The organism is Aureimonas fodinaquatilis, assembly GCF_008369445.1.
Taxonomy (GTDB): Bacteria; Pseudomonadota; Alphaproteobacteria; order Rhizobiales; family Rhizobiaceae; genus Aureimonas; species Aureimonas fodinaquatilis.
The window spans coordinates 875,078-896,073 of record NZ_VTWH01000001.1 but is presented as its reverse complement, the minus strand read 5'-3'; the positions used below and the strand labels follow the sequence as shown (position 1 = coordinate 896,073).

The 20,996-nt window shown below is 56.2% G+C and carries 21 protein-coding genes and 1 pseudogene; 9 read left to right on the top strand and 13 right to left on the bottom strand.

Annotated elements, in window-relative coordinates; translation table 11 throughout:
• Nucleotides 1-163 precede the first annotated feature (163 nt).
• Complete coding sequence (locus FPY71_RS04175; RefSeq protein ID WP_149297891.1) at nucleotides 164-2,272, top strand: S9 family peptidase; 2,109 nt, start codon at nucleotides 164-166, stop codon at nucleotides 2,270-2,272.
• 28 nt (nucleotides 2,273-2,300) lie between these two features.
• On the opposite strand, the gene FPY71_RS04170 is transcribed toward FPY71_RS04175, so the two are convergent.
• Together FPY71_RS04170 and FPY71_RS04165 are read right to left on the bottom strand one after the other, a co-directional pair.
• Nucleotides 2,301-2,903 carry a superoxide dismutase gene (locus FPY71_RS04170; protein WP_149297889.1) on the bottom strand — a complete coding sequence of 201 codons (603 nt, stop codon included), beginning with the start codon at nucleotides 2,901-2,903 and terminating at the stop codon, nucleotides 2,301-2,303.
• Nucleotides 2,904-2,947: 44 nt separating this feature from the next.
• Nucleotides 2,948-3,826, bottom strand: a complete 879-nt coding sequence (locus FPY71_RS04165) for a branched-chain amino acid aminotransferase (protein ID WP_149297887.1) — start codon at nucleotides 3,824-3,826, stop codon at nucleotides 2,948-2,950.
• Between the two features lie 153 nt (nucleotides 3,827-3,979).
• On the opposite strand from FPY71_RS04165, the gene FPY71_RS04160 reads away from it, so the two are divergent.
• Entirely contained in the window at nucleotides 3,980-4,690 is a 711-nt protein-coding gene (locus tag FPY71_RS04160; protein WP_149297885.1) for a L,D-transpeptidase, read from the top strand.
• 120 nt (nucleotides 4,691-4,810) lie between these two features.
• Here the strand turns inward: FPY71_RS04160 and FPY71_RS04155 are convergent, their stop codons facing one another.
• A complete protein-coding gene (locus FPY71_RS04155; RefSeq protein WP_149297883.1) occupies nucleotides 4,811-6,346 on the bottom strand; it encodes a helicase HerA-like C-terminal domain-containing protein in 1,536 nt (511 codons plus the stop codon).
• Between the two features lie 147 nt (nucleotides 6,347-6,493).
• Here FPY71_RS04155 and FPY71_RS04150 point away from each other — a divergent pair, with 147 nt between their 5' ends.
• Nucleotides 6,494-6,856, top strand: coding sequence for a DUF2267 domain-containing protein (locus FPY71_RS04150; RefSeq protein WP_246160124.1), 363 nt, complete (start codon nucleotides 6,494-6,496; stop codon nucleotides 6,854-6,856).
• A gap of 39 nt (nucleotides 6,857-6,895) precedes the next feature.
• Nucleotides 6,896-7,942: a magnesium transporter CorA family protein gene (locus FPY71_RS04145; RefSeq protein WP_149297881.1), complete on the top strand. Its 1,047-nt coding sequence runs from the start codon at nucleotides 6,896-6,898 to the stop codon at nucleotides 7,940-7,942.
• A 70-nt stretch (nucleotides 7,943-8,012) separates the two neighbouring features.
• Here the strand turns inward: FPY71_RS04145 and pqqE are convergent, their stop codons facing one another.
• The 5 genes and pseudogenes from pqqE to FPY71_RS04115 form a co-directional block, all read right to left on the bottom strand.
• On the bottom strand, nucleotides 8,013-9,161 hold the full coding sequence (pqqE, locus tag FPY71_RS04140) for a pyrroloquinoline quinone biosynthesis protein PqqE (protein ID WP_149297879.1): 1,149 nt from the start codon (nucleotides 9,159-9,161) through the stop codon (nucleotides 8,013-8,015).
• Nucleotides 9,158-10,182, bottom strand: a pseudogene (gene pqqC / locus FPY71_RS04130) (pyrroloquinoline-quinone synthase PqqC). The gene pqqE and the pseudogene pqqC overlap by 4 nt, the downstream one beginning before the upstream one ends.
• Nucleotides 10,179-11,093, bottom strand: coding sequence for a pyrroloquinoline quinone biosynthesis protein PqqB (gene pqqB / locus FPY71_RS04125; RefSeq protein WP_149298682.1), 915 nt, complete (start codon nucleotides 11,091-11,093; stop codon nucleotides 10,179-10,181). Before pqqB ends, pqqC begins: the two are co-directional and overlap by 4 nt.
• Nucleotides 11,094-11,135: 42 nt before the next feature.
• A complete protein-coding gene (gene pqqA / locus FPY71_RS18825; protein WP_083507769.1) occupies nucleotides 11,136-11,213 on the bottom strand; it encodes a pyrroloquinoline quinone precursor peptide PqqA in 78 nt (25 codons plus the stop codon).
• Between the two features lie 134 nt (nucleotides 11,214-11,347).
• Nucleotides 11,348-12,349: an asparaginase gene (locus tag FPY71_RS04115; protein WP_149297874.1), complete on the bottom strand. Its 1,002-nt coding sequence runs from the start codon at nucleotides 12,347-12,349 to the stop codon at nucleotides 11,348-11,350.
• A 164-nt stretch (nucleotides 12,350-12,513) separates the two neighbouring features.
• Here FPY71_RS04115 and FPY71_RS04110 point away from each other — a divergent pair, with 164 nt between their 5' ends.
• Entirely contained in the window at nucleotides 12,514-13,467 is a 954-nt protein-coding gene (locus FPY71_RS04110; protein ID WP_149297872.1) for a carbohydrate kinase family protein, read from the top strand.
• Nucleotides 13,468-13,622: 155 nt separating this feature from the next.
• Here the strand turns inward: FPY71_RS04110 and FPY71_RS04105 are convergent, their stop codons facing one another.
• A complete protein-coding gene (locus tag FPY71_RS04105) occupies nucleotides 13,623-14,381 on the bottom strand; it encodes an outer membrane protein (RefSeq protein ID WP_149297870.1) in 759 nt (252 codons plus the stop codon).
• Between the two features lie 375 nt (nucleotides 14,382-14,756).
• Between FPY71_RS04105 and FPY71_RS04100 the strand changes: the two genes are divergently transcribed.
• Nucleotides 14,757-15,203 (top strand): c-type cytochrome, encoded by a 447-nt coding sequence (locus FPY71_RS04100; RefSeq protein ID WP_149297869.1) that lies wholly within the window; start codon nucleotides 14,757-14,759, stop codon nucleotides 15,201-15,203.
• A 61-nt stretch (nucleotides 15,204-15,264) separates the two neighbouring features.
• Here the strand turns inward: FPY71_RS04100 and FPY71_RS04095 are convergent, their stop codons facing one another.
• Nucleotides 15,265-16,176, bottom strand: a complete 912-nt coding sequence (locus FPY71_RS04095) for a class I fructose-bisphosphate aldolase (RefSeq protein ID WP_149297867.1) — start codon at nucleotides 16,174-16,176, stop codon at nucleotides 15,265-15,267.
• A 148-nt stretch (nucleotides 16,177-16,324) separates the two neighbouring features.
• A complete protein-coding gene (locus tag FPY71_RS04090) occupies nucleotides 16,325-16,786 on the bottom strand; it encodes an Lrp/AsnC ligand binding domain-containing protein (RefSeq protein WP_149297865.1) in 462 nt (153 codons plus the stop codon).
• A 122-nt stretch (nucleotides 16,787-16,908) separates the two neighbouring features.
• Here FPY71_RS04090 and FPY71_RS04085 point away from each other — a divergent pair, with 122 nt between their 5' ends.
• From FPY71_RS04085 to FPY71_RS04075, 3 genes are all read left to right on the top strand, one after another.
• Nucleotides 16,909-17,433 carry a DUF2380 domain-containing protein gene (locus FPY71_RS04085; RefSeq protein ID WP_149297863.1) on the top strand — a complete coding sequence of 175 codons (525 nt, stop codon included), beginning with the start codon at nucleotides 16,909-16,911 and terminating at the stop codon, nucleotides 17,431-17,433.
• 150 nt (nucleotides 17,434-17,583) lie between these two features.
• Nucleotides 17,584-17,829, top strand: coding sequence for a 30S ribosomal protein S21 (gene rpsU, locus FPY71_RS04080; protein WP_149297861.1), 246 nt, complete (start codon nucleotides 17,584-17,586; stop codon nucleotides 17,827-17,829).
• Between the two features lie 305 nt (nucleotides 17,830-18,134).
• Complete coding sequence (locus tag FPY71_RS04075; protein WP_149297859.1) at nucleotides 18,135-18,986, top strand: tetratricopeptide repeat protein; 852 nt, start codon at nucleotides 18,135-18,137, stop codon at nucleotides 18,984-18,986.
• A gap of 183 nt (nucleotides 18,987-19,169) precedes the next feature.
• Here FPY71_RS04075 and FPY71_RS04070 read toward each other — a convergent pair whose 3' ends face one another.
• Together FPY71_RS04070 and FPY71_RS04065 are read right to left on the bottom strand one after the other, a co-directional pair.
• Nucleotides 19,170-20,570, bottom strand: coding sequence for an NAD(P)(+) transhydrogenase (Re/Si-specific) subunit beta (locus tag FPY71_RS04070; protein ID WP_149297858.1), 1,401 nt, complete (start codon nucleotides 20,568-20,570; stop codon nucleotides 19,170-19,172).
• 6 nt (nucleotides 20,571-20,576) lie between these two features.
• Nucleotides 20,577-20,996, bottom strand: coding sequence for a proton-translocating transhydrogenase family protein (locus FPY71_RS04065; protein WP_149297856.1), 420 nt, complete (start codon nucleotides 20,994-20,996; stop codon nucleotides 20,577-20,579).

Genomic DNA, 20,996 nt, shown 5'->3' with positions numbered 1-20,996 from the left:
TTGGCGTGGGTTTCACACGATTTTCAACCCAAGATTTAATAATTGAGCCATTTACAGGTTGATTGGTAAAATTTTCTTAACCCGCCAGCCCCTTGTCGCGGCTTTGCCGCAACGCTACCAGTTTTTGATCGGCAAACTGCCAAACCATCGCAAGCGAGACCCAATGTTGAAAATTCCAGCCGACGCCGCTTTGCCAGTTGCGCATGTGCGCCCGGCTCATTCGCAGACGCATGGCATAGACCGGGTGGACAATTACGGCTGGCTGCGGGCCGACAACTGGCAGGAAATGTTTCGTGATCCTGAACTGCTTCACGCCGATATCCGCGCCTATCTGGAATCGGAGAACGCTTACCAGGAAAAGGCATTGGCTGGCACAACGGCATTGCGGCAAGCCCTCGTGGCCGAGATGCGTGGTCGCATAAAGGAAGATGACTCGTCTGTTCCTGCACCGGATGGGCCATATGCTTACGGAATTTCCTACCAGCAAGGCGCGGAGTATCCTCGCTTTGTACGGGTCCCGCGCAATGGCGGTGAGGAAACCGTGCTGCTCGACGTTCCTGTCGAGGCGGGTGACAAGCCGTATTTCTCCATGGGCGGGGCAACCCATTCAAAGGATCACAGGCTCCTCGCCTGGAGCTATGATGATGCAGGCTCTGAATTCTACACAATTGCGGTGCGCGATCTGGCAAGCGGCAAGGATGATGCCACGCGACTTGACGATACGGGCGGCAGTGCCACCTGGTCAGCGGCCAGTGACGGCTTTTTCTACACAAGAATGAACGCCAACCACCGGCCGGATAAACTGTTCTACCATGAATTGGGCGCAGACCCCGCCAACGACCGGCTGGTTCATGAGGAAAAAGACGCGGGTTTTTTCATGAACGCCGGGGAAACGCAGTCCGGAAAGTACATCACCATTGACCTGCACGACCATGAGACGTCGGAGGTCTGGCTCATTCCGGCTGATGCGCCACAGACCGCACCGCTGCTGGTTGCCCCGCGTGAGGTGGGTGTGGAGTACAGCGTCGATGAAGCCAATGGCGTCTTGTACATTCTGACCAATGCCAATGGCGCGCGTGATTTCAAGATTGTCACGGCCTCGCCGGAAAACCCGGGTCAGGAGCACTGGGTTGACCTTGTTCCCCACGAAGACGGCCGGCTCATCCTGTCGCATTTCACACTGCGGCGCCATCTGATCTGGCTGGAACGCCGGGCCGGCTTGCCGCGCATTGTCGTGCGCAATCTTGATGACGGGGCCGAGCATTCCGTTGCCTTTGAAGAGGAAGCCTATTCGCTTGGCCTTTCCGGCACCTACGAATTTGACACAACGACAATCCGCTTTTCCTATTCGTCGCTGACAACGCCCAGCCAGACTTACGATTATGATGTTGCCAGCCGCGAGCGGACGCTTCTGAAAACACAGGAAGTCCCGTCTGGCCACAACGCTGCGGATTATGTAACCCGCCGGATCATGGCACCTGCGCGCGATGGCGAGCTGGTGCCGGTTTCGCTGTTGCACCACCGCGACACGCCGCTGGATGGCAGCGCGCCGTGCCTGTTATACGGCTATGGCTCCTACGGAATTTCCATACCGGCCAGCTTCAACTCCAATGCGCTGTCGCTGGTCGATCGCGGATTTGTCTGGGCCATTGCCCATATTCGTGGCGGCAAGGACAAGGGCTTTGCCTGGTACGAAAACGGTCGTCGCGAGCACAAGCTCAATACATTTCATGATTTTATTGACGTGGCCAACAATCTGGTTGAACAGGGCTTTACCCGGCATGACCGCATTGTTGCCCATGGCGGCTCGGCCGGCGGCATGCTGATGGGTGCGGTGGCAAATATGGCACCGCAGGCATTTGGCGGCATTGTTGCCGCTGTGCCTTTTGTAGATGTTTTGAACACCATGCTGGATGATACTCTGCCCCTCACCCCGCCTGAATGGCCGGAATGGGGCAACCCGATCGTGTCAAAGGCAGACTATGAGCGGATTGCCTCCTACAGTCCCTATGACAATGTGACTGCGCAGGATTATCCGCCCATCTTGGTGCTGGCAGGCTTGACAGATCCTCGCGTGACATATTGGGAACCGGCAAAGTGGGTTGCACGCCTGCGGGCTGTGAAGACCGGAAACAGCCCGGTTTTGCTGAAGACAAATATGGATGCAGGCCATGCCGGCGCGTCTGGCCGCTTTGCCCGTCTGGAGGAAACCGCACTGGTCTATGCGTTCGCTCTTGCGGTGGTTGATAAAGAAACAATGCCGGTCATTTGACCGGCATTGCCATTCACTGAAGGATCAATTACTTGCCGGCAGCTTCAAAGCGCTCCAGCACGTAGTCCCAGTTGATCAGGTTATCGACAAAGGCCTCAAGATATTTCGGGCGCAGATTGCGATAGTCGATGTAGTAGGAATGTTCCCACACATCAACGCCAAGAATTGGCGCGGCGCCGTGTACCAGCGGGTTCTCACCGTTTGGTGTCTTGGAAATTTCCAGCTTGCCATCCTTCACGGATACCCAGGCCCAGCCGGAGCCAAACTGGCCCTTGCCCGCTTCGATAAAGTCATTGCGGAACTTGTCGTAACCGCCAAGATCGCTTTCAAACGCTGCTGCAAGTTTACCGGGCAAAGACTTGCCACCGCCATTGGGCTTCATCCATTTCCAGAAATGGATGTGATTGTAATGCTGCGCAGCGTTGTTGAACAATGGCTGATTCTTGCCGAAAGACTGTTTGACAACCTCTTCAACCGAAGCATCGCCAAGCCCGGCTTCGGCAGCCAGCTTATTGCCCATTTCCACATAGGTATTGTGGTGCTTGTCGTGGTGGAATTCGAGCGTTTCCTTGGACATGTATGGTCCCAGCGCGTCGTAAGCATATGGGAGTTCGGGCAGAGTGAAAGCCATTTTCTCAGTTTCCTTCTGATCGTGGATTGCGATCCGGTTTGCAGTCAGCCGGTTGTGGAGTTTTTTAATCCTCTTGCATAGCTGAAGTACAACTCCCGGGCGGTTTCAGCAAATTGCCCAACCGCTTTAGACCGGCCTTCAATACCAATAACCGGTACAACCTTGGAATGGTTGCCTGTGGTAAAAATTTCATCTGAATTGAGAAAATCTTCTACCGTCAGCGATTTTTCCACAACATCCACACCTGCATCACGCATAAGGCCGATAATTCGCTGGCGGGTGATGCCGTTCAGAAAGCAACCATTGGGAACGGGCGTGTACACAACGCCCTCCTTAGCCATGAAAACATTCGATGTCGCGGTTTCAGCAACATTGCCCACCATATCCAGCATCAGGGCGTTGTCATAACCGCGTTCCTTGGCTTGCAGTATAGCGCGCCCGCTGTTGGGGTAAAGGCAACCAGCCTTGGCGCTGGTAACTGCCGTTTCCGGTGTCGGACGTCGAAACGGCGAGATGCCCAGCGTGAAGCCGCTTGGAGGCAACATGGGCGCTTCATACAGGGTCAGCAAAAAGCGTGTGGTCTCCGGGTCTGCGGGCACGCCCATGTAGCCGCCATCTTCGGCCCAATACATCGGGCGAATATAGATCGCGGTTTTGCCGTCAAACTTCTCCACGCCCTCATGTGTCAGCCGCACAATATCCTCAATGCTCATCATTGGTTTGAGGCCAAGATTGCGCGCCGAGTTGTTGACCCTTGCCGCATGCTGGTCCAGATCCGGCGAAAGACCATCAAACCAGCGTGCGCCATCAAACACAGTGGATCCGAGCCAGAACCCATGGCTGCGAGGACCGATGATCGGCGGATTGCCCTCTAGCCATTCGCCATCCAGAAATGTCATGGTTCTGGAAAAATCAGCCGCCATATCAGCCTCCTTGTTGCGGGTATTTTATCCGGATTGATAAGCCACGAATGTCTATCTGCCAAACACGGGTGACTGTAAGGTGAAACATTCGCAACCTTTGCGGGTTAATATTGTTCAACATCACTTTGCGGCATAAGTTTTACAGGCGAAATTATGACAGATATTTCTGATAATTCCGGAATTTCCCGACGTCAGATACTGACCGGGCTGGGTGCAACGGCCATGCTCTCGCTAGCCGGTTGTGCCACTTCGGGGGACCGGGCGTCGATCGTCGATGGCAGCGGATCTTCGGGATTCTCGCGAGAGTACCAGTTGGCTTATGGCCCAATTCAGGATGGCGGATTCAACATTCCGGCAATTGACCTGAAGCGCATGGACCCGCAATTTTTGCGGCGCGAAGTGACCTATCGGGGGCCGGAAGCGCCTGGAACCATCATTGTTGATACGCCAACCCGCTTTGCCTATCTGGTGCAACCCGGCGGCACCGCCATGCGCTATGGCGTGGGCATTGGTCGGGACGGCTTTTCATGGGATGGCCGTGCAAGGGTGCAATTCAAAAGGCAATGGCCCCGCTGGACACCGCCCAGTGAAATGATTGCACGGCAGCCAGAGCTGGAAGTCTACCGCAATGGCATGGAACCGGGTCTGACAAATCCGCTTGGCGCACGGGCGCTTTATCTCTTCCAGAACGGGCGCGACACGCTGTATCGGCTGCATGGCACGCCGGAATGGTGGACCATCGGCAAGGCAGTTTCATCCGGTTGCGTGCGCTTCATGAACCACGACATCATTGACCTGTACGATCGCGCCGAAAATGGCGCAACCGTCATTGTCAATCAAAGTGCCAGCGCCCGTATTGTTTGACCTGTCAACGGCGTTTCCATCTGATCCTGCGATCATCCGGAACGCACCGACACATCGCCTGACATATTGCCCTCCCGTTGAAACGCACCGTTTCAACGGGAATGTACTGGAAACGCTGCTCTATTTTCCGCGTTTCAAACTGCCAAGCACGCCGCGCAGAATCGCAGTCGTCAACGTTGTGGCGACCGTGCGCCCCACCTGTTTCATGACGGCTTCGGCAACGGTTTGCCGCTGATAGCCTGCACGCGGGCGCGGTGCCGGACGCTCCTGTGCAGGAGCACGCTGGGCAGGTTCGCGGCCAAAATCGGGAACAGGCAAACGGCGGTCTTCCCGGGGTTGCTCTGCCTGCACCTCATCTTTGGCGGCTCGCGCTTCCAGCAGTTCATAGGCCGACTCACGGTCAACCATCCGGTCATAAACGCCAAACACCGGGCTGCGTTGAATCAGACCCTGCCTTTCAGCATCCGTCACCGGGCCAATGCGCCCGGCGGGCGGGCGAATAAGGCAGCGTTGAACCATTGAAGGCACGCCGCCCTTGCCCAGAGTCGAAACCAGCGCCTCGCCCACTCCCAGCTCGGTGATGGCGCGGAATGTGTTGAATTCCGGATTGGGGCGAAATGTATCAGCAGCGGTCTTTACGGCCTTTTCTTCACGCGGAGTATAGGCGCGCAGCGCATGCTGAATGCGATTTCCAAGCTGCGCCAGAACGGATTCCGGCACATCAAGCGGATTTTGCGTTACAAAATACACGCCCACGCCTTTGGAGCGTATCAGCTTGACCACCTGCTCAATCCGGTCAACCAGGGCCTTGGGCGCATCGTCAAAAAGCAAATGCGCTTCGTCGAAAAAGAACACCAGCCTTGGTTTGTCGAGATCGCCCACTTCTGGCAGTTCCTCGAACATTTCAGACAGAAGCCACAGCAGAAATGTTGCATAGAGCCTTGGGTTGTTCATCAGCTTGTCGGCAGCCAGCACCGACACAATGCCCTTGCCGGTGCGGTCAGTGCGCATCAGATCATTGATGGACAAAGCCGGCTCGCCAAAGAAAAACGAAGCGCCCTGATTGTCCAGTATCAGCAACTGCCGCTGAATGGCCCCGACGCTGGCCTTGCCCACATTGCCATATTTGCGGGACAGCTCATCCGCGCGCTCGGCAACATGGCCCAGAATTGCCTGCAGGTCCTTGAGGTCCAGCAACAGCAAGCCTTCTTCATCGGCAATCCGAAAGGCGATGTTCAAAACGCCTTCCTGTGCTTCCGTCAGGTTCATCAACCGGGAAAGCAACAGCGGGCCCATTTCGGAAATGGTGGTGCGAACGCGGTGGCCTTTCTCTCCGAACAGATCCCAGAAAATCACCGGCGAACTGTCGTTGGTATAAGGGTTCAGCCCGATATCCTGCGCCCGCTTGACCAGAAAGTCCTTCTGCTCGCCAATTTCGGCCAACCCGGAAAGGTCGCCTTTGATATCGGCACAGAACACCGGCACGCCGGCGTTGGAAAAGCCTTCCGCCAAAACCTGCAAGGTCACCGTTTTTCCGGTTCCGGTTGCCCCGGTGACGATGCCATGCCGATTGGCATATTTGAAATCCAGATATTCAGATACCGGACCATCAGGCCCGACCGTGGCGCCAAGCAGCAAACGTTCTGCATCCTGCATAAAAACAACCTCCGCGAACATTTCGCCACAGTTCTACGTCGAATTGAGATTCAAGGAAACCGATATCGAAGGTTGATCCCCAACGCCCTGCCCTTTGCTATTGCGCTGCAAAACTGTTATTCGGCCAGCAGCCAAAGCACATGCAGGATGACGACCACGATGGACGAATATTTCACCCGGATTGGCGCTACCGCTGATGTTCCAGCGGAAATGGCACGCAAGGCCATCGGCTATATACTGGCCTATATGCAGGCGGAGAGTCAGGACGGCTCCATCGCCGCCATGATCGCCGCCACCCCGGCAGCCGCAGAGGCGCTCGGCGATGCGGATGGCTATGATGGCGAAGGCGGCATTATGGCGCTTGGTTCCAGGCTGATGGGTCTTGGGCTGGATATGGGCCAGATTCGTGATATGGCGGAAGAATTCATCTCGGCCGCCCGCGCAAGTGCCGGTGACGAGGTGGTGGACCGTGCCATAGCTTCGGTGCCGGCTCTGGCACAGTTTATCTGACCATTTCCCCTTTCGGCTTTTCGAGAAAGCTGGTCCGTCATGATTACTGGTTATGTTTATGCCGATGGCCGGATCAAGGCGGTCAGTGCTTCAGCAGCCAGACCGCCGGTGGATGCGATCTGGATTGACATGCTCAACCCCACGGCTGAAGAAGTCGCGGCGATTGAAGCGATGTTGCAAATTGACGTGCCAACCCCGGAAGAAATGCGCGAGATTGAGGTATCCAGCCGCCTTTATTCGGAGGACGGCGCGGACTTTATGACGCTGACTTTGCCACACGGCAAACACCAGACAGGTGTGGCTCATTTTGCGCCTGTGACATTCATTCTGGTCAGCAAGAAACTCATCACCCTTCGCTACAGCGAGCCCAAGAGCTTTGAGATCTACGCCTCGAAACTGTGCCGCGAGCCGGTTGTCGCCGATATGGCACTGGCCAGTGTGGCAGAGGTGGAGGCCGGCATTTCGCCCGCCCGACGGACCCGAACACCCCGCTCGGAAGAAATCATGCTTGGCCTGCTGGAGGCCGTGGTAGACAGGGTGGCTGACCTTTTGGAGGGCACCGCGGTTGATCTGGATGCCGCTGCCAAGGAAATTTTCAACGCTTCGGAAAACCGCACGCCAACTCCCACGGCCCGCTACAAGGAAATGCTGCGCCATATTGGGCGCTGTGCAGACCTTGCCTCCCGCACGCGGGAAGGGCTTGCAACATTTGACCGGCTGCTGCCCTTTGCCCAACTGGTTTTCGACAGGCGAAAAGCCCCCAAGGAACTGAAAACCCGCATCAAGGCGATGGCGCGCGACATTCAATCCCTGAATGATTTCGCTGCCTTTCTGAACAACAAAACCAGCTTCCTGCTCGACACCACCGTCGGCATGATTTCGATTGAACAGAATGCCATTATCAAAATCTTTTCGGTGGCCGCCGTCGGTTTCATGCCTCCAACGCTCATCGCTTCGATCTACGGCATGAACTTCACCGACATGCCGGAACTGACGTGGAGCTTCGGCTACCCTGCCGCAATTCTGGGAATGTTCATTTCCGCCATTCTGCCGCTGGCATTCTTTCGCTACAAACGCTGGCTGTAGCATCCCCAGCGGCAACGAAAACGTATCACCGCTGACTGCCCGAATGGAAGCTGTTCAACAGATCACAAGATCATGGAGTGCGCCCATCGGCACTGCGAAACTGCCGGTAGGTCGAGGGGCCGGGTAAGGCCACTTCTGACTCGGTTCGGGCAAGTTCTCCAATGGCATCATGCAGAGGCGATTTGATGCAAACCGGGTCTGTGTTGCCCGCATCGCCCGTCAGGGCAAGCGCCTGGCAGCGGCAACCGCCCAGATCAACATGTTTGCGCTCGCAACTCCGGCACGGCTCCGGCATCCAGTCTGTACCGCGATAAGCGTTGAATGCGGGGGAGTTTTCCCAGATTTCAGCCAGCGAGTGTTCCCGCACCGACCAGAACTCCAGATGTTTGATGGTCTGTGCCGCATGGCACGGCAACATCACGCCCGATGGCGTTACACTGAATGTGCGCAAACCCCAGCCGCCGTTGCACAGTTTCGGGTAGCGCGCGTAGTAATCCGGGAACACCGCATCGATGGCCAGCCTGCCTTTCAGGCGCTCCCGGGCTTCCTCGATCTCTTCAATGGTGCGGTCCACATCCTTACGCTCGGGCATCAACTGCGCTCTATTTTTCAGCGCCCAGCCATAATATTGCGTGTGCGCAACCTCCAGCCGCTTGGCGCCAAGGTCCAGCGCCTTTTGCACCATTTGCGGCACCTGATGAATGTTTGTCCGGTGGATGACTGCGTTCAATGTCAGCGGCACGCCGCGTTCCACCACCGCGTGGGCAAAGGCCTCCTTGCGCTCGAAAGCGCCTTTCATGCCGCCAACCTGCTCTGTCACGCCGGCGTCTGCGCCCTGCATGGAAAGCTGAATGTGGTCCAGTCCGACGGCCAGCATGGCATCCAGCGTGTCCATGGAAACACCAACGCCGGAAGTGATGAGATTGGTGTAAAGCCCGGCTTGCGCCGCCGCCCCGACGAGTTGTGCAATATCTTTCCGGGCGGTTGGCTCGCCACCCGACAGATGCACATGTATGACGCCCATGTCAGCCGCCTGGGCAAAAACACGCTCCCAGGTGAGTGTATCCAATTCGGTCGATCGGGTTTCAAGTTCCAGCGGGTTGGAGCAATAGGTGCAACGCAGGGGGCAGCGATGTGTCAGCTCGGCCAGCAGACCCAAAGGCGCTGGTGGCTTCGTTATCGTATCGATAAGGACAAGCGGTTCAAGAGTTTCACTCATAGCACCACCATCTGCTTTTGCGACAATTCGTTCAGAAATGCTTCCACGTCAGGTCGAATTTGCGTTTCATCGGCGGTGAAACAGCTTGCCAGATCTGCAACTATTGCGTCCAGACTGGCGACGCCATTCACCCGCCGCAAAATTTCGGTTGCCACACCGTCAGCTTCAAAAATTCGCTCCGGCCCGACCAGTATGTGGCGGCCGCGGATTTTGTCTTCGCGAAACCGCACGCCATGCGGAAACCTGGGCACAACAGCGCCGGACAAAGCGTTCATTGCCTGACCTCCAACCCATCGCCCGGACGCCACGCCTCCGGCGGTGTCATGGCCGGTTCCACATAGGAAAAATATAAGGCATCGAGCTGCGCCCACAAGACATCACATTTGAACCGCAGTGCATTCAGCACCGCATCCTGCTCTTCCGGGCGGCGGGCGTGGTCGATGCAATATTGCAGGGCAAAGTCGGAGTCGGCCTTGGCCTGCACTGGTCGTTTGTCAAAATAGGCCAACGTCTCCCGGGTTATAAACGGATAATGCTCCAGCATACCACGCACCCGCTCACCAATGACCGTCGGCGAAAACAGTTCGGTCAGTGAAGAGGCAACTGCCTCCAGCAGGGTACGATCGCGGACGAAATGAACATAGGCATCCACCGCAAAGCGCGTGGCAGGCAAAATGCCCTTGCCGGAGACGATATAGTCGGAATCGAGCCCAACACCGCGCCCCAGCGCAATCCATTTCTCGATACCGCCAGGGGTTTGGCCGTCTCCATCATGGTCGACAATACGGCGCCGCCATTCGCGTCGAAGCTCTGGCGTCTCCAGCCGGCTGAGAATGAGGGAGTCTTTGACCGGGATTCTGGACTGATAGTAATAGCGGTTCAACGCCCATGCCTGCACCTGCTCACGGCTAAGCTGGCCATTGTGCAGCAACCGGTGAAATGGATGCAGGTTGTGATAACGCTCTGCGCCGATCTGCCTCAGCGCATCGGTCAATTCCGCCGGAGTGAGCATTGGTTTCATGCCAGCACCTCATTTGCGTCAGAGGCAACGCGCCAGCCAGCGGCTTCTACACGGTCACGCTCTTCAGATCCCTCAACCAGAATTGGATTGGTGTTGTTGATGTGGACGTAGAATTTTTCTTCAATGCCAAGCTCATCAAATGCATGCAGACTGCCGCCTTCGCCATTGATCGGCATATGCCCCATGCGCCGCCCGGTCTTGCTGCCAACCCCTTCACGCTGCATCTCGTCATCATTGAAAACCGTGCCATCAAACAAAAGTGCAGCAGCGTTTGAAACCCGGCGCAAAAGAGCTTCCGGCGCATTGGCACAACCTGGAATGTAAAATGCCGTGCGCCCCTGGGTCGTCAGCCTGACGCCAACGGTCATTTCACCCTCTTCACCAATGGCAACATCATCGCCTTCTAGATACAGAGGCACTTTGCCGGGCACTGAAAACAGTTCAACTTCCAGCCCGGGCAAAGGCTCAAAGCTTTCATCAAGCGTCACCGCAACGCGCCTGACAAAATCCTGCGCCAGAACCTGAAAAACCGGGTTGGCGGCAAGAATATCCAGCACCGCCTGTGTGGCATAAAGGGTAAAGGCCTGGCGCTCCCGAAGCGTTAAAAGACCTGCAATATGGTCCACATCGCCATTGGTCAGCAGCACTGCCCCAATGGGCGAGCCGCGACGCGCATCATCAGTCAGGCTGGCATTGGCGGCAAGCCACGGAGCCTGCACAATCTGCTGGCGCAAATCGGGCGATGCGTTGATGAGCAACCAGTCACGACCGTTTGGACTGGCTGTTACGGATGATTGGGTGCGTGGCGTAACCCGAGGGTCCTGCGCCAGAGCCAGACGGCAAATACCGCAATTGCAGTTCCACTGGGGAAAGCCGCCTCCCGCCGCCGAACCCAGGACTGTCAGCCGCAGACGGTCATCTGACCGCCCGCGGCCAACTGATTGTCGCAACAATCAGAATTCAATCGGCATATAGCCGTTGATCTCCATCGCAACACACACTTCAACGATGGAAGGTTTATTCCATGCCATAACGTTTCTCCCATTCTAGATGCCACCGAAAACGATCGGCGGGCATTTCAACAGGCGCCCACATTGGACCTATATTAAGGAACAAACGTGGCAGGTAAAGCAAAGAATGCAATCACCAATTTTTGTTGAGCTGTTTATGCGACCGCCGGGCGCACTTCACCCACAACTGTGCGTTGCCAGTTTCGCAAAGGGGAAACCGCCAGCGCTCTGAAAGTTTCAGCCAGTTCGGCGTCTTCATCACGGAAAATCTCTGCCAATGTCGCCGCCGCCGCACTTTCTGCAGCTCTTGTCGTGCCGTCTTCCGCCTTCAGGGTGAAGCCAAGTCCGAGCTCCGGCACGGCTCCGCAAAACACTCCTTCGGCACCGGTTTTTGCAAAAACCCGGCCCTGCCCCGCTTCGATCAAAGCCAGGCACATGCGGCCTTTGCCCGACATGGCATACGGCTCTGCCATGCAGGCATTGATCAAGCGTTGCCCTGCGCGCGCACGATCGGCTGAAACACCCTGCCCAGACACCAGCCGCGCGAACGCCAGGGCGAAGGCGTCGAGTGGCGCGGCATAAGTGGGAATCGAGCACCCATCAATGCCGCACTGATCATCGGTCAAATTCACCCCGACCGTATCAGCCATGGCTGCCCGCACTCGCTGCTGCACCTTGTGGCCGGCCCCCGCATAACCAGCCGGGTCCTCATTCAGATGCACCGCGGTGCACAGAAACCCTGCATGTTTTCCAGAACAATTGTTGTGCAGGGCAGTTGGTACTCCACCTCTTTGTGCCAGGCCCACTGCCACCGATAGGTCAAACGGCCAATGGCAACCGCATTCCAGATGGCTGTCATCCAGTCCGACCTTGTCCAGCATCCGGCTGGCAGCCAATGCATGCTGTTCTTCGCCCGAATGCGACGCGCATGCCAACGCCAGTTCCATATCCGTCAAGCCAGCAGCATCTGCAGCACCGGTTTCGATCAGTGGCAAAGCCTGCAACACTTTAACAGCGGAGCGTGGATACAATGCTCGACCAACATCGCCTTTCGAAAAGCGTTTCCCGCCGGATGCATCCACCACGGCAACGTGCACGTTGTGCCGGCTTTCAACCAGCTTTCCACGGGTAACTTCGATCAGCATTGGCTCAGACATGCGCCCTCCGGAATTATTGTTTTGGCGACCGGTAAAAAGCCGGGCGCAAGTTCATCTAGCAACCCACAGGAATTATCGCCAGCGACCAGCGAGTCAATTTACACCCATGTTCCTCAGCTCGCATTTTTGCTACGCCTGTCACGATATTGCGGGGGAGTAAGCCGATGTTTCTGTGTTGCGGTGATGCGCTGTTTGACCTGTTTGCCAAACCGGCGGGCAACGATATTGCAACCTTGAATATAGAAGGCCGGATCGGTGGCTCGCCGCTGAATGTTGCTCTGGGGCTTGCCCGCCTCGGCCACCATTCTGCATTCTTCACCAAACTTTCCGAAGATCTGTTCGGCCGCAAGATCCGCGCCTTCATGGCAGCAGAAAATATTGACCAGCAATTTCTGATCCCGACACGCCGCAGTACCACACTGGCTGTCGTTTCATTATCAGAATCCGGCGCTGCCGATTATGATTTTCATATTGATGGCACCGCTGACCGGTCTATCCGGCAGGAGCAGGTGCCAGACGAATTTCCCGATGCTCTGGCTGCCATTCACATCGGCTCCTACACCACCGTGACCGAACCCACAGCATCAGCATTGCTGAAACTGATTGGCCAGCAATCTGCTCGCCGCTTCATTTCCTATGACCCCAATATTCGCGCCTCTATTGAACCGGACCTTGATGTCTGGAGAGCGCAGATTGCCCGCATTCTGGAGCAGGCTGACTTTGTAAAGGCCAGCGAAGATGACCTTGCCCAGATTTACCCAGGGCGAGCGTTGGACAGTGTGCTTGCAGACTGGGTATCTGTTGGTCCGGCAATGGCCATTGTGACAATGGCTGAACACGGGGCAATTGCATTTTCTGCGACTGGCCACGAGGTGCAGGTACCCGGCTTGCCAGTCGCCGTTATTGATACGGTTGGAGCAGGAGATACGTTTCAAGCCGCAAGTCTGGCGCATCTGGCTGAAACCGGCCAACTCAGTGCCGAAGCTTTGCGCAGCATGTCGCCGCAGCAAATTCGCGAGCTGCTGAGCTTTGCGATCAAGGCCGCTGCAATCACCTGCTCACGCAGAGGGGCGGATTTGCCACGGCGCAACGACCTTGGGCTGTTGCCGTTAGCTTGAACGAAAAAACCGCCGGACTGATGGCCCGACGGTTGTTGCTAATCGCGGTTGGGTAAGTGACGGCTTCAGGCGATCTTTGGCCGCCCGAAACCGTCCTACTCTTAGCTTTGCTGCATTGTCCTGCCGTTGAAACACTATGTTTCAACGAGAAATGCTTAGTTGAAGCGGTAGGAAGCTTTGGCCCAAACCGTGTGGAAGTCGAGATCCGACGAAGACGTCGCGGTCAGCGAGTCGGTCGGAACCGTCGAGCCAACTGGCGTGTAGTTGATCTTGGTCTTGGAAGAACCGAGGTCGGTGAACAGGTATTCCAGACCAACCGAAACGTTCTGCGTTACGAGATAGTCAACGCCTGCGCCGACCGCATAGCCGAACTCATCCGTGTCATCTTCCAGCGAAACATTATAAGCCGTGCCGCCGGATGTGACAGTGCCACTGCCGATCAGGTCGTTGGAAACGCTTGCATAAGCAAGGCCGCCTGTTGCGTAAACGGCGATACGGTCTGCCGCAACGCCAGCCTTGGCGCGCACGGTGCCAAGAAAGTCGATGTCCTGCTTGGAACCGAATGTCTGTCCGAACTGGCTATAAGTGGCGTTGGATGTGGCATCAACATAGCTGATGTCTGCAACCGCGCCGACAATGAAATTGTTGATCTGGTAGTCGTAACCGGCATGCACGCCGCCTACAAAACCTGTCTCGTTATTGGTGCCGCCTTGAAAGGATGAACCGGTCGAGGAAAACAATCCCGAATCGCGGTTGAACGCAGCGCCAGCCTGGCCACCGGCAAAAAAGCCTGTCCATGTGTAGGCGGAATCAAAGGCAACAGGTGCAGCAATTGGCTCATCGTAAATAACGTCAGCGGCCAAGGCCGGGGTAACGAATGCAGTTGCGGCCAAAAGAAGTGCAAGGCGTTTCATTTTCTATTCTCCAGGTGTCGCTGGTGCGACGTTCTCATCACCACAAACCGGGGAATGGTCTGCGGAAAAATCACGTCATCCATTCGCCCTGACTTGTGGCAATTTCTGGCCGAACTTACGCCTAATTGATGATCCCGGGACAAAGAAACGCTCTGTATCCCAAACATCACAGTAATAAGGTTAACGAACTATTTACAAAGGTTTTAGACTTCGAATGGATTTTTTAGCCATTCAGCCACGTCTTCCCCGATCGCGCTGTGTTTTTGCTCCGAAACAGCCGGACCGCGACATTTTAGAACATTTCCTATGTTGCCATGCGGCCAGCATGGCTTATGCTCATTACAAGGCTGGGCACCGCAATATGTGGGAGAAAACATGCGGAATCTGACACTGGTCACGGGGCTTTGCTTCGTGGCAATGCTGTGTTCACCCTTGGCAGCACAGGAAGCCGGAGACGCAGCGGCGGGAGAGAAAGTCTTCAAACGCTGCCTTGCCTGCCACGCTGTTGGTCCTGGCGCCGCCAACAAGGTTGGACCGGAATTGAACGGCATTGTTGGCGAAAAGCCTGGCATTGTTGAAGGCTACAAATTCTCACCCGACCTTGTGACATATGGCGAGGGAAAAGTGTGGAACGAAGCCAATCTGACCGAATGGCTGACCAATCCCAAAGCGGTGGTGCCCAAAACCAAAATGATTTTTCCCGGCATAAAAAAACCGGATGAGATGACAAATCTCATCACCTATCTGGCCGGATTTGATGAAAATGGTGAGCCGCGCGACCCTGCCGAAGCGTTGGCGCAGGCTGCGGCCGGCGGTCAGTAAAGCGGCAGCAGCAATTATGGCCTTCCCGCCGCATGGCGAGAAGGCCAGTTCATGCGATCAATCAGGCGTAAATGTCCATGACCTGCTTCAGCAGCTCAAGCGCTTCAGCCTTTGGCCGCTGGAATGAGTTGCGACCAATGATCGAACCGTTGCCGCCGCCATCGCGAATCGACTGAACTTCGCTCAGCAGCTCTTCACGGTTTTTGGCTGCGCCGCCAGAGAACACAACCAGACGCTTGCCGGCGAAGGATGCCTGCATGACGTGCTGAACACGCTCTGCACCTGTAGCCAGCGCAATTGCGTTCTTTTCGTAGGTTGACTTGGCGTCGGCCAGATCAACAACATCCGTCGGCAGTTTGACCTTGATGATGGTTGCGCCCAGCAGCGCCGCCATGTGCGCGGCATAGGCAATAATGTCAGCAGCGGTTTCACCGGCCTTGGACACATTGCCACCGCGTGGGTAAGACCAGACAACCGTCATCAGACCGCGCGACTTTGCCTGCAGCGTAATTTCGCGCAGTTCCTCAATCATGCCGTAGGATGCGTCCGCACCAGGATAGATGGTGAAGCCAACGCCGACACAGCCAAGGCGCAGCGCGTCTTCCACTGTGCCAGTCAACGCCTGATCCTGTGTCTTGACCAGCGAGTTGCCACTGTTGAGCTTGAGGATCAGCGGCACTTCACCAGCGAAAGTGTCTGCACCCTGTTCCAGAAGGCCCAGCGGCGCGGCATAGCCCGAAACGCCAGACTCAATAGCCAGTTCGTAAAGATAGTGCGGGTCATATGCAGCGGGGTTCGGTGCAAAGCTGCGGGCCGGGCCATGCTCGAAGCCCTGGTCCACCGGCAAAATAACCACCCGCCCGGTGCCTGCCAGCCGGCCATGCATCAACAAACGCGACAGATTGCTCTTCAGGCCGGGAGTTTCACCCTCATACCAGGACAGGATCTTACGAACGGTTTCAGTTCTGAGCATGGTGTCTCCTCATATGCGCGCCCGAATCCCGGTCGCTTGCCAACTACGTTTAGTGTGCACTTCTGCTGTGCAATAAAGCGAAGGTAAAGGCGCGAAAACGCCTCAGACCAATTAAAATCGGTTGAATTATGCGCGAAATGCCATTTCTTCAAATTGGCAACGGGCCCGCATTCTTCACCTCTTCCATAACTGCATAGGTGCGCGTTTCCCGCACACCAGGCAGAGACAGCATAATATCGCCCAGAAAGCGGCGATACGCAGCCATGTCCGGCAGCCGTGTCTTGATCAGATAATCGAAGCCGCCTGCAACCATATGACATTCCAGAATTTCCGGTGTGCGACGCACCGCCTTGGCAAACTTGTCAAACACATCGGGCGTGGTGGCATCCAGAATCACCTCAACATAAACCAGAAGACCAAAGCCAAGTTTGTGCGGGTCAAGGCGCGCCTCAAACCCGAGAATGAAGCCCTCTTTCTGCAAGCGCCTCAGCCGCTCCCCCAGGGATGAAGGTGCAAGCCCGATGCGCGTTGCCAGTTCAGCATTAGTGATGCGCCCATCCAGCTGCAATTCGCGCAGTATCCGGCGATCGGTTCTGTCCAGTTCACTCATACTTGCCTGCTTGCGCCCTCTGCACAGAGAATCATCTGCCGGAGCTTAGATCATTTTCGCAGTTTGGGCGGAATTGTCGTAAGCTGCCGTCGGGCACCTTCCGCATGTGAAGGAAGCGAACAATGTTTCTTCAGGAAAGAGCCACTGCCAGGCGGACCGGTTTTGCCATGGCCGCCAGCCTATATGTATTCCTGGCATTACCGGCCAGCGCAGAGCCGCTTCTGGCGGTTATGCCGTTTGATTATGTGGACACATCCGGCGAGCAGGAAGACCAGACTCAGGCCCACACCGAGCGCATGGAATTGTTTCGGCAGGTTCTGCAGAATGACCTGGCAAAAATTCCAGAACTTTCGGCCGTGGAGCTTCCATGCACGTCCAGCGGCTGCACGCCGGCAAACTCCCGCCCCATCGACCTTCTGGACTCCGCGCGGGAGGCCGGAGCCGATTATATTGTACTGGGCACTATACAAAAAATGAGCACGCTGATTTCGTCAGGCTGGGTCAATGTTATTGATGTACCCACCGGAGAAGTTGCGGTGGCTAGAAAGCTTTCGTTCCGCGGCGACACAGACGAGGCGTTTGCGCGGGCTGCCAATTTCGCCGCCAAGGACATCGCCCGCAACATGCCCGCGGGCAAACTGCCCTAAATCGACAAAACGCCATTGTTAACCTCGACAAGTGGCTGACGATCTGCTATCGACAGCCTAGATTTTGTGGAGAGGTAACTTTCCGCAGGGGCTTCGTATTTTCGAGCGGGGCCCTCCCCCGCTTTAACAAACAATGGAACGGAACACTTCGTGCAGGTACTCGTCCGCGATAATAACGTCGATCAGGCTCTCCGCGCTCTCAAGAAGAAGATGCAGCGTGAAGGCATCTTCCGCGAAATGAAGATGCGGAATTTCTTTGAAAAGCCTTCAGAGAAGCGTGCTCGCGAAAAGGCTGAAGCTGTGCGCCGCGCGCGCAAACTGGCTCGCAAACGCGCTCAGCGTGAAGGCTTGGTTCCTGGTGGCCGCGTTGCACCAGCAGCGGCTGCGCGCCCATAATTCGCCATTCATCTGGCGATAGAGTTTTCGGGTGGCCAGGTCTTCGGATCTGCCGCCCTTTTTCGTGGGCAAAACGCAAAAGCGGTCTGTGTCCGCAATTGCGACAAACCACATAATTATAGCGTTTTGTGATTCGGCAGTGATCCTGGGCACGGTAGGTCACGATGCCGAAGCTTCAAGGCTGCGCTAAAATGCCTTCGACTGGCGGAAGGTTTTTATTTTCTTAAAAACCTCGGTCGCATTATAACTACGAATAAGCCGACTGTACGGCACACCTGATGGGGGAACCTTCCGTGATTTCGATCATGCGTAATACATCTGGCTTCAAAGGGGCGCGGATTATGCGCCTTGCCGCGCTTACGGCTTTGCCGATGTTTGTCGCGGCGTGCCAAAGCACCTCCCCAATTCAGGCCATCAACCTGAATCAGGCGCAGGGCTCGTCGGAGAACATCTCGTCGCTGACAGCGGCGGTGAACTCCAATCCGCAAAACCCGGAAGCGCTGAATGTTCGGGGCACGGCATTTGGTCAAGCGGGTCAGTATGACCGCGCGATCCAGGATTTTTCGGCAGCAGTCCAGATTGATCCAAACTATTATCAGGCTTACGCCAACCGCGCCTTGGTGCTGCGCCAGCAGGGCAAGTTGCCGGAAGCAGCAGCAGACTATGGCCGCGCTTTGCAGATCAACCCCAATTACGCCACGGCTTATATCGGGCGCGGTAACATTTATCGTGTCGCCGGGCGCAACCGTGAGGCCCTCAGCGACTTTCAGCGGGCGATTGATCTGAACACCACGGACCCGCGCGCCTATCACAATCGCGGACTTCTGTATCAGGTGGATGGTCAGCACCGTCAGGCGATTGAGGATTTTTCGACCGCCATATCAATGGAAGCAACCGCACCCGAACCTTATTCGGCGCGTTCCATTTCCTATCTGGCGCTCAACAATGTTGAAGATGCGCGCGACGACATCAACCGCGCCCTGCAACTGGATGGTAACCGGGCGGAGTTCTGGGTGAACCAGGGTCTGGTGCTGGAGGCTGCCGGAGAGCGCACAAAGGCCAATCGCGCTTTTGCCCGTGGCGCACAACTTGATCCAAAATATCAGCCGGCGCGTGATGGTATTGGCCGCACCAGCGGCGGAGCGCCGCAAGCCTGATCTCTTCCTGATTGATTCATGAAGCAAAACGCCCCCGGCATTTTTCAATGCCGGGGGCGTTTTACATGGATCTCAGTACCGAGGCGTTTCGGGTGAAAAGTACAATTTCAACTGCCAGACAATGCGCCAAAAATCATAGTTTGCGTCTTGCAGGCGATAGAATACCCACCTGAAACCGCTGGCTCAGTGAGCCAGCGCCTTGACGATATCTTCCACCATCTTTTTGGCATCGGCAAACAGCATCATCGTGTTGTCCTTGTAGAACAACGTGTTGTCGATGCCAGCATAGCCGGAGCCAAGGGAGCGCTTGATGAACAGGCAGGTGTTGGCCTGATCAACGTTCAAAATGGGCATGCCATAGATCGGCGAAGATGGATCATCGCGGGCTGCCGGGTTCGTCACGTCATTGGCGCCAATGACAAAGGCCACATCAGTCTGGGCAAATTCGGAATTGATGTCCTCAAGCTCAAACACCTCATCATATGGCACATTGGCTTCGGCCAGCAGCACGTTCATATGACCGGGCATGCGGCCCGCTACAGGGTGAATGGCGTATTTGACCTCAACGCCTTCTTTTTTCAGCGTATCGGCCATTTCACGCAATGCGTGCTGCGCCTGCGCAACCGCCATGCCGTAGCCTGGAACGATGATCACGCGAGAGGCGTTTTTCATCAGATAGGCGGCGTCTTCTGCCGAACCCTGCTTCACCGTGCGGTCGCCAAGATCCTGTGCGCCGGCTGCCGCTGTATCCCCACCGAAACCGCCAAGAATGACGGAGATGAAACTGCGGTTCATGCCCTTGCACATGATGTAGGACAGAATGGCACCGGACGAGCCCACCAGAGCACCGGTGATGATCAGCGCCAGGTTTTGCAGCGTGAAGCCAATGCCTGCCGCGGCCCAGCCGGAATAGGAGTTCAGCATCGACACGACAACGGGCATGTCTGCTCCGCCAATCGGCACAATCAGCAACACGCCCAGAACCAGCGATACCAGCACGATCAACCAGAACATCACATAGCTTTGCGTAATGGCAAAACCAATGATCAGAGCGACCAGCGATACCGCCAGAGCAATGTTGATGAGGTGACGCGATGGCAGCATGATTGGCTTGCCGCTCATCCGTCCATCCAGCTTGAGAAAGGCAATGACCGAGCCGGTGAAGGTGATGGCACCAATGGCCACACCCAGCGACATTTCAATCAACGCCTGTGCATGGATATGCCCGACCGTGCCGATACCGATGGCTTCGGGAGCATAAAGTGCCGCGGCCGCGACCGTTACCGCGGCCAGACCAACAAGGCTATGAAACGCCGCAACAAGCTGCGGCATGGCTGTCATGGGAATGCGCTTGGCAATGTAGGCACCTGCGCCACCACCGATGGCTATACCCAGCACAATGATGATCAATGCACCAAAGCTGGGGCTTGCCAGAAGCAGCGTGGTTACAATGGCCACGCCCATACCGATCATGCCAAACAGGTTGCCCTGCCGGCTGCTGGTGGGATGGGAAAGACCGCGCAGCGCCAGAATGAACAGAACGCCGGAGACGAGATAGAGAAAGGCCGCAAAATTCTCGGACATTGGACTTTACCTGTCCTTCTTTTTGTACATGGCCAACATGCGTTGGGTTACGAGAAACCCGCCGAATATGTTGACGGAAGCGAGGACCAGTCCGAAAAAGCCAAAGGTTGTAGCGATACCGGAAGCGGAAATTCCCACTGTCAGCAAGGCGCCCACAATAATGACCGATGAGATTGCGTTGGTGACCGACATCAGCGGCGTGTGCAGCGCTGGCGTTACCGACCAGACCACGTAATAGCCGACGAAAATCGCCAGAACGAAAATCGCCAGATGAAACAGAAACGGGTCCACGCCCGCGGCTGTTTCCAGCACATTGGCGACGCCCGGCTCTGCAGCCAGTCTTTCAACTCCGGCGCGGGCGGCCTCAATGGCACCCTGCGCGGCATCCAGTGCCTGTCGTGTTGTATCCAAGGTTTCGCTTGCCAT

Bases quoted from the DNA above. Each gene is read 5' to 3' on its own strand.
- FPY71_RS04115 (WP_149297874.1), bottom strand. From the start codon at position 12,349: ATGTCTGAGCCAATGCTGATCGAAGTTACCCGTGGAAAGCTGGTTGAA.
- FPY71_RS04075 (WP_149297859.1), top strand. From the start codon at position 18,135: ATGCGTAATACATCTGGCTTCAAAGGGGCGCGGATTATGCGCCTTGCC.
- FPY71_RS04070 (WP_149297858.1), bottom strand. From the start codon at position 20,570: ATGTCCGAGAATTTTGCGGCCTTTCTCTATCTCGTCTCCGGCGTTCTG.
- FPY71_RS04175 (WP_149297891.1), top strand. From the start codon at position 164: ATGTTGAAAATTCCAGCCGACGCCGCTTTGCCAGTTGCGCATGTGCGC.
- FPY71_RS04105 (WP_149297870.1), bottom strand. From the start codon at position 14,381: ATGAAACGCCTTGCACTTCTTTTGGCCGCAACTGCATTCGTTACCCCG.
- FPY71_RS04110 (WP_149297872.1), top strand. From the start codon at position 12,514: ATGTTTCTGTGTTGCGGTGATGCGCTGTTTGACCTGTTTGCCAAACCG.
- FPY71_RS04160 (WP_149297885.1), top strand. From the start codon at position 3,980: ATGACAGATATTTCTGATAATTCCGGAATTTCCCGACGTCAGATACTG.
- FPY71_RS04145 (WP_149297881.1), top strand. From the start codon at position 6,896: ATGATTACTGGTTATGTTTATGCCGATGGCCGGATCAAGGCGGTCAGT.
- FPY71_RS04065 (WP_149297856.1), bottom strand. From the start codon at position 20,996: ATGGCAAGCGAAACCTTGGATACAACACGACAGGCACTGGATGCCGCG.
- pqqE (WP_149297879.1), bottom strand. From the start codon at position 9,161: ATGAGTGAAACTCTTGAACCGCTTGTCCTTATCGATACGATAACGAAG.
- FPY71_RS04095 (WP_149297867.1), bottom strand. From the start codon at position 16,176: ATGCTCAGAACTGAAACCGTTCGTAAGATCCTGTCCTGGTATGAGGGT.
- FPY71_RS04165 (WP_149297887.1), bottom strand. From the start codon at position 3,826: ATGGCGGCTGATTTTTCCAGAACCATGACATTTCTGGATGGCGAATGG.
- FPY71_RS04085 (WP_149297863.1), top strand. From the start codon at position 16,909: ATGTTTCTTCAGGAAAGAGCCACTGCCAGGCGGACCGGTTTTGCCATG.
- FPY71_RS04100 (WP_149297869.1), top strand. From the start codon at position 14,757: ATGCGGAATCTGACACTGGTCACGGGGCTTTGCTTCGTGGCAATGCTG.
- FPY71_RS04150 (WP_246160124.1), top strand. From the start codon at position 6,494: ATGACGACCACGATGGACGAATATTTCACCCGGATTGGCGCTACCGCT.
- FPY71_RS04090 (WP_149297865.1), bottom strand. From the start codon at position 16,786: ATGAGTGAACTGGACAGAACCGATCGCCGGATACTGCGCGAATTGCAG.
- FPY71_RS04155 (WP_149297883.1), bottom strand. From the start codon at position 6,346: ATGCAGGATGCAGAACGTTTGCTGCTTGGCGCCACGGTCGGGCCTGAT.
- FPY71_RS04170 (WP_149297889.1), bottom strand. From the start codon at position 2,903: ATGGCTTTCACTCTGCCCGAACTCCCATATGCTTACGACGCGCTGGGA.
- pqqA (WP_083507769.1), bottom strand. From the start codon at position 11,213: ATGGCATGGAATAAACCTTCCATCGTTGAAGTGTGTGTTGCGATGGAG.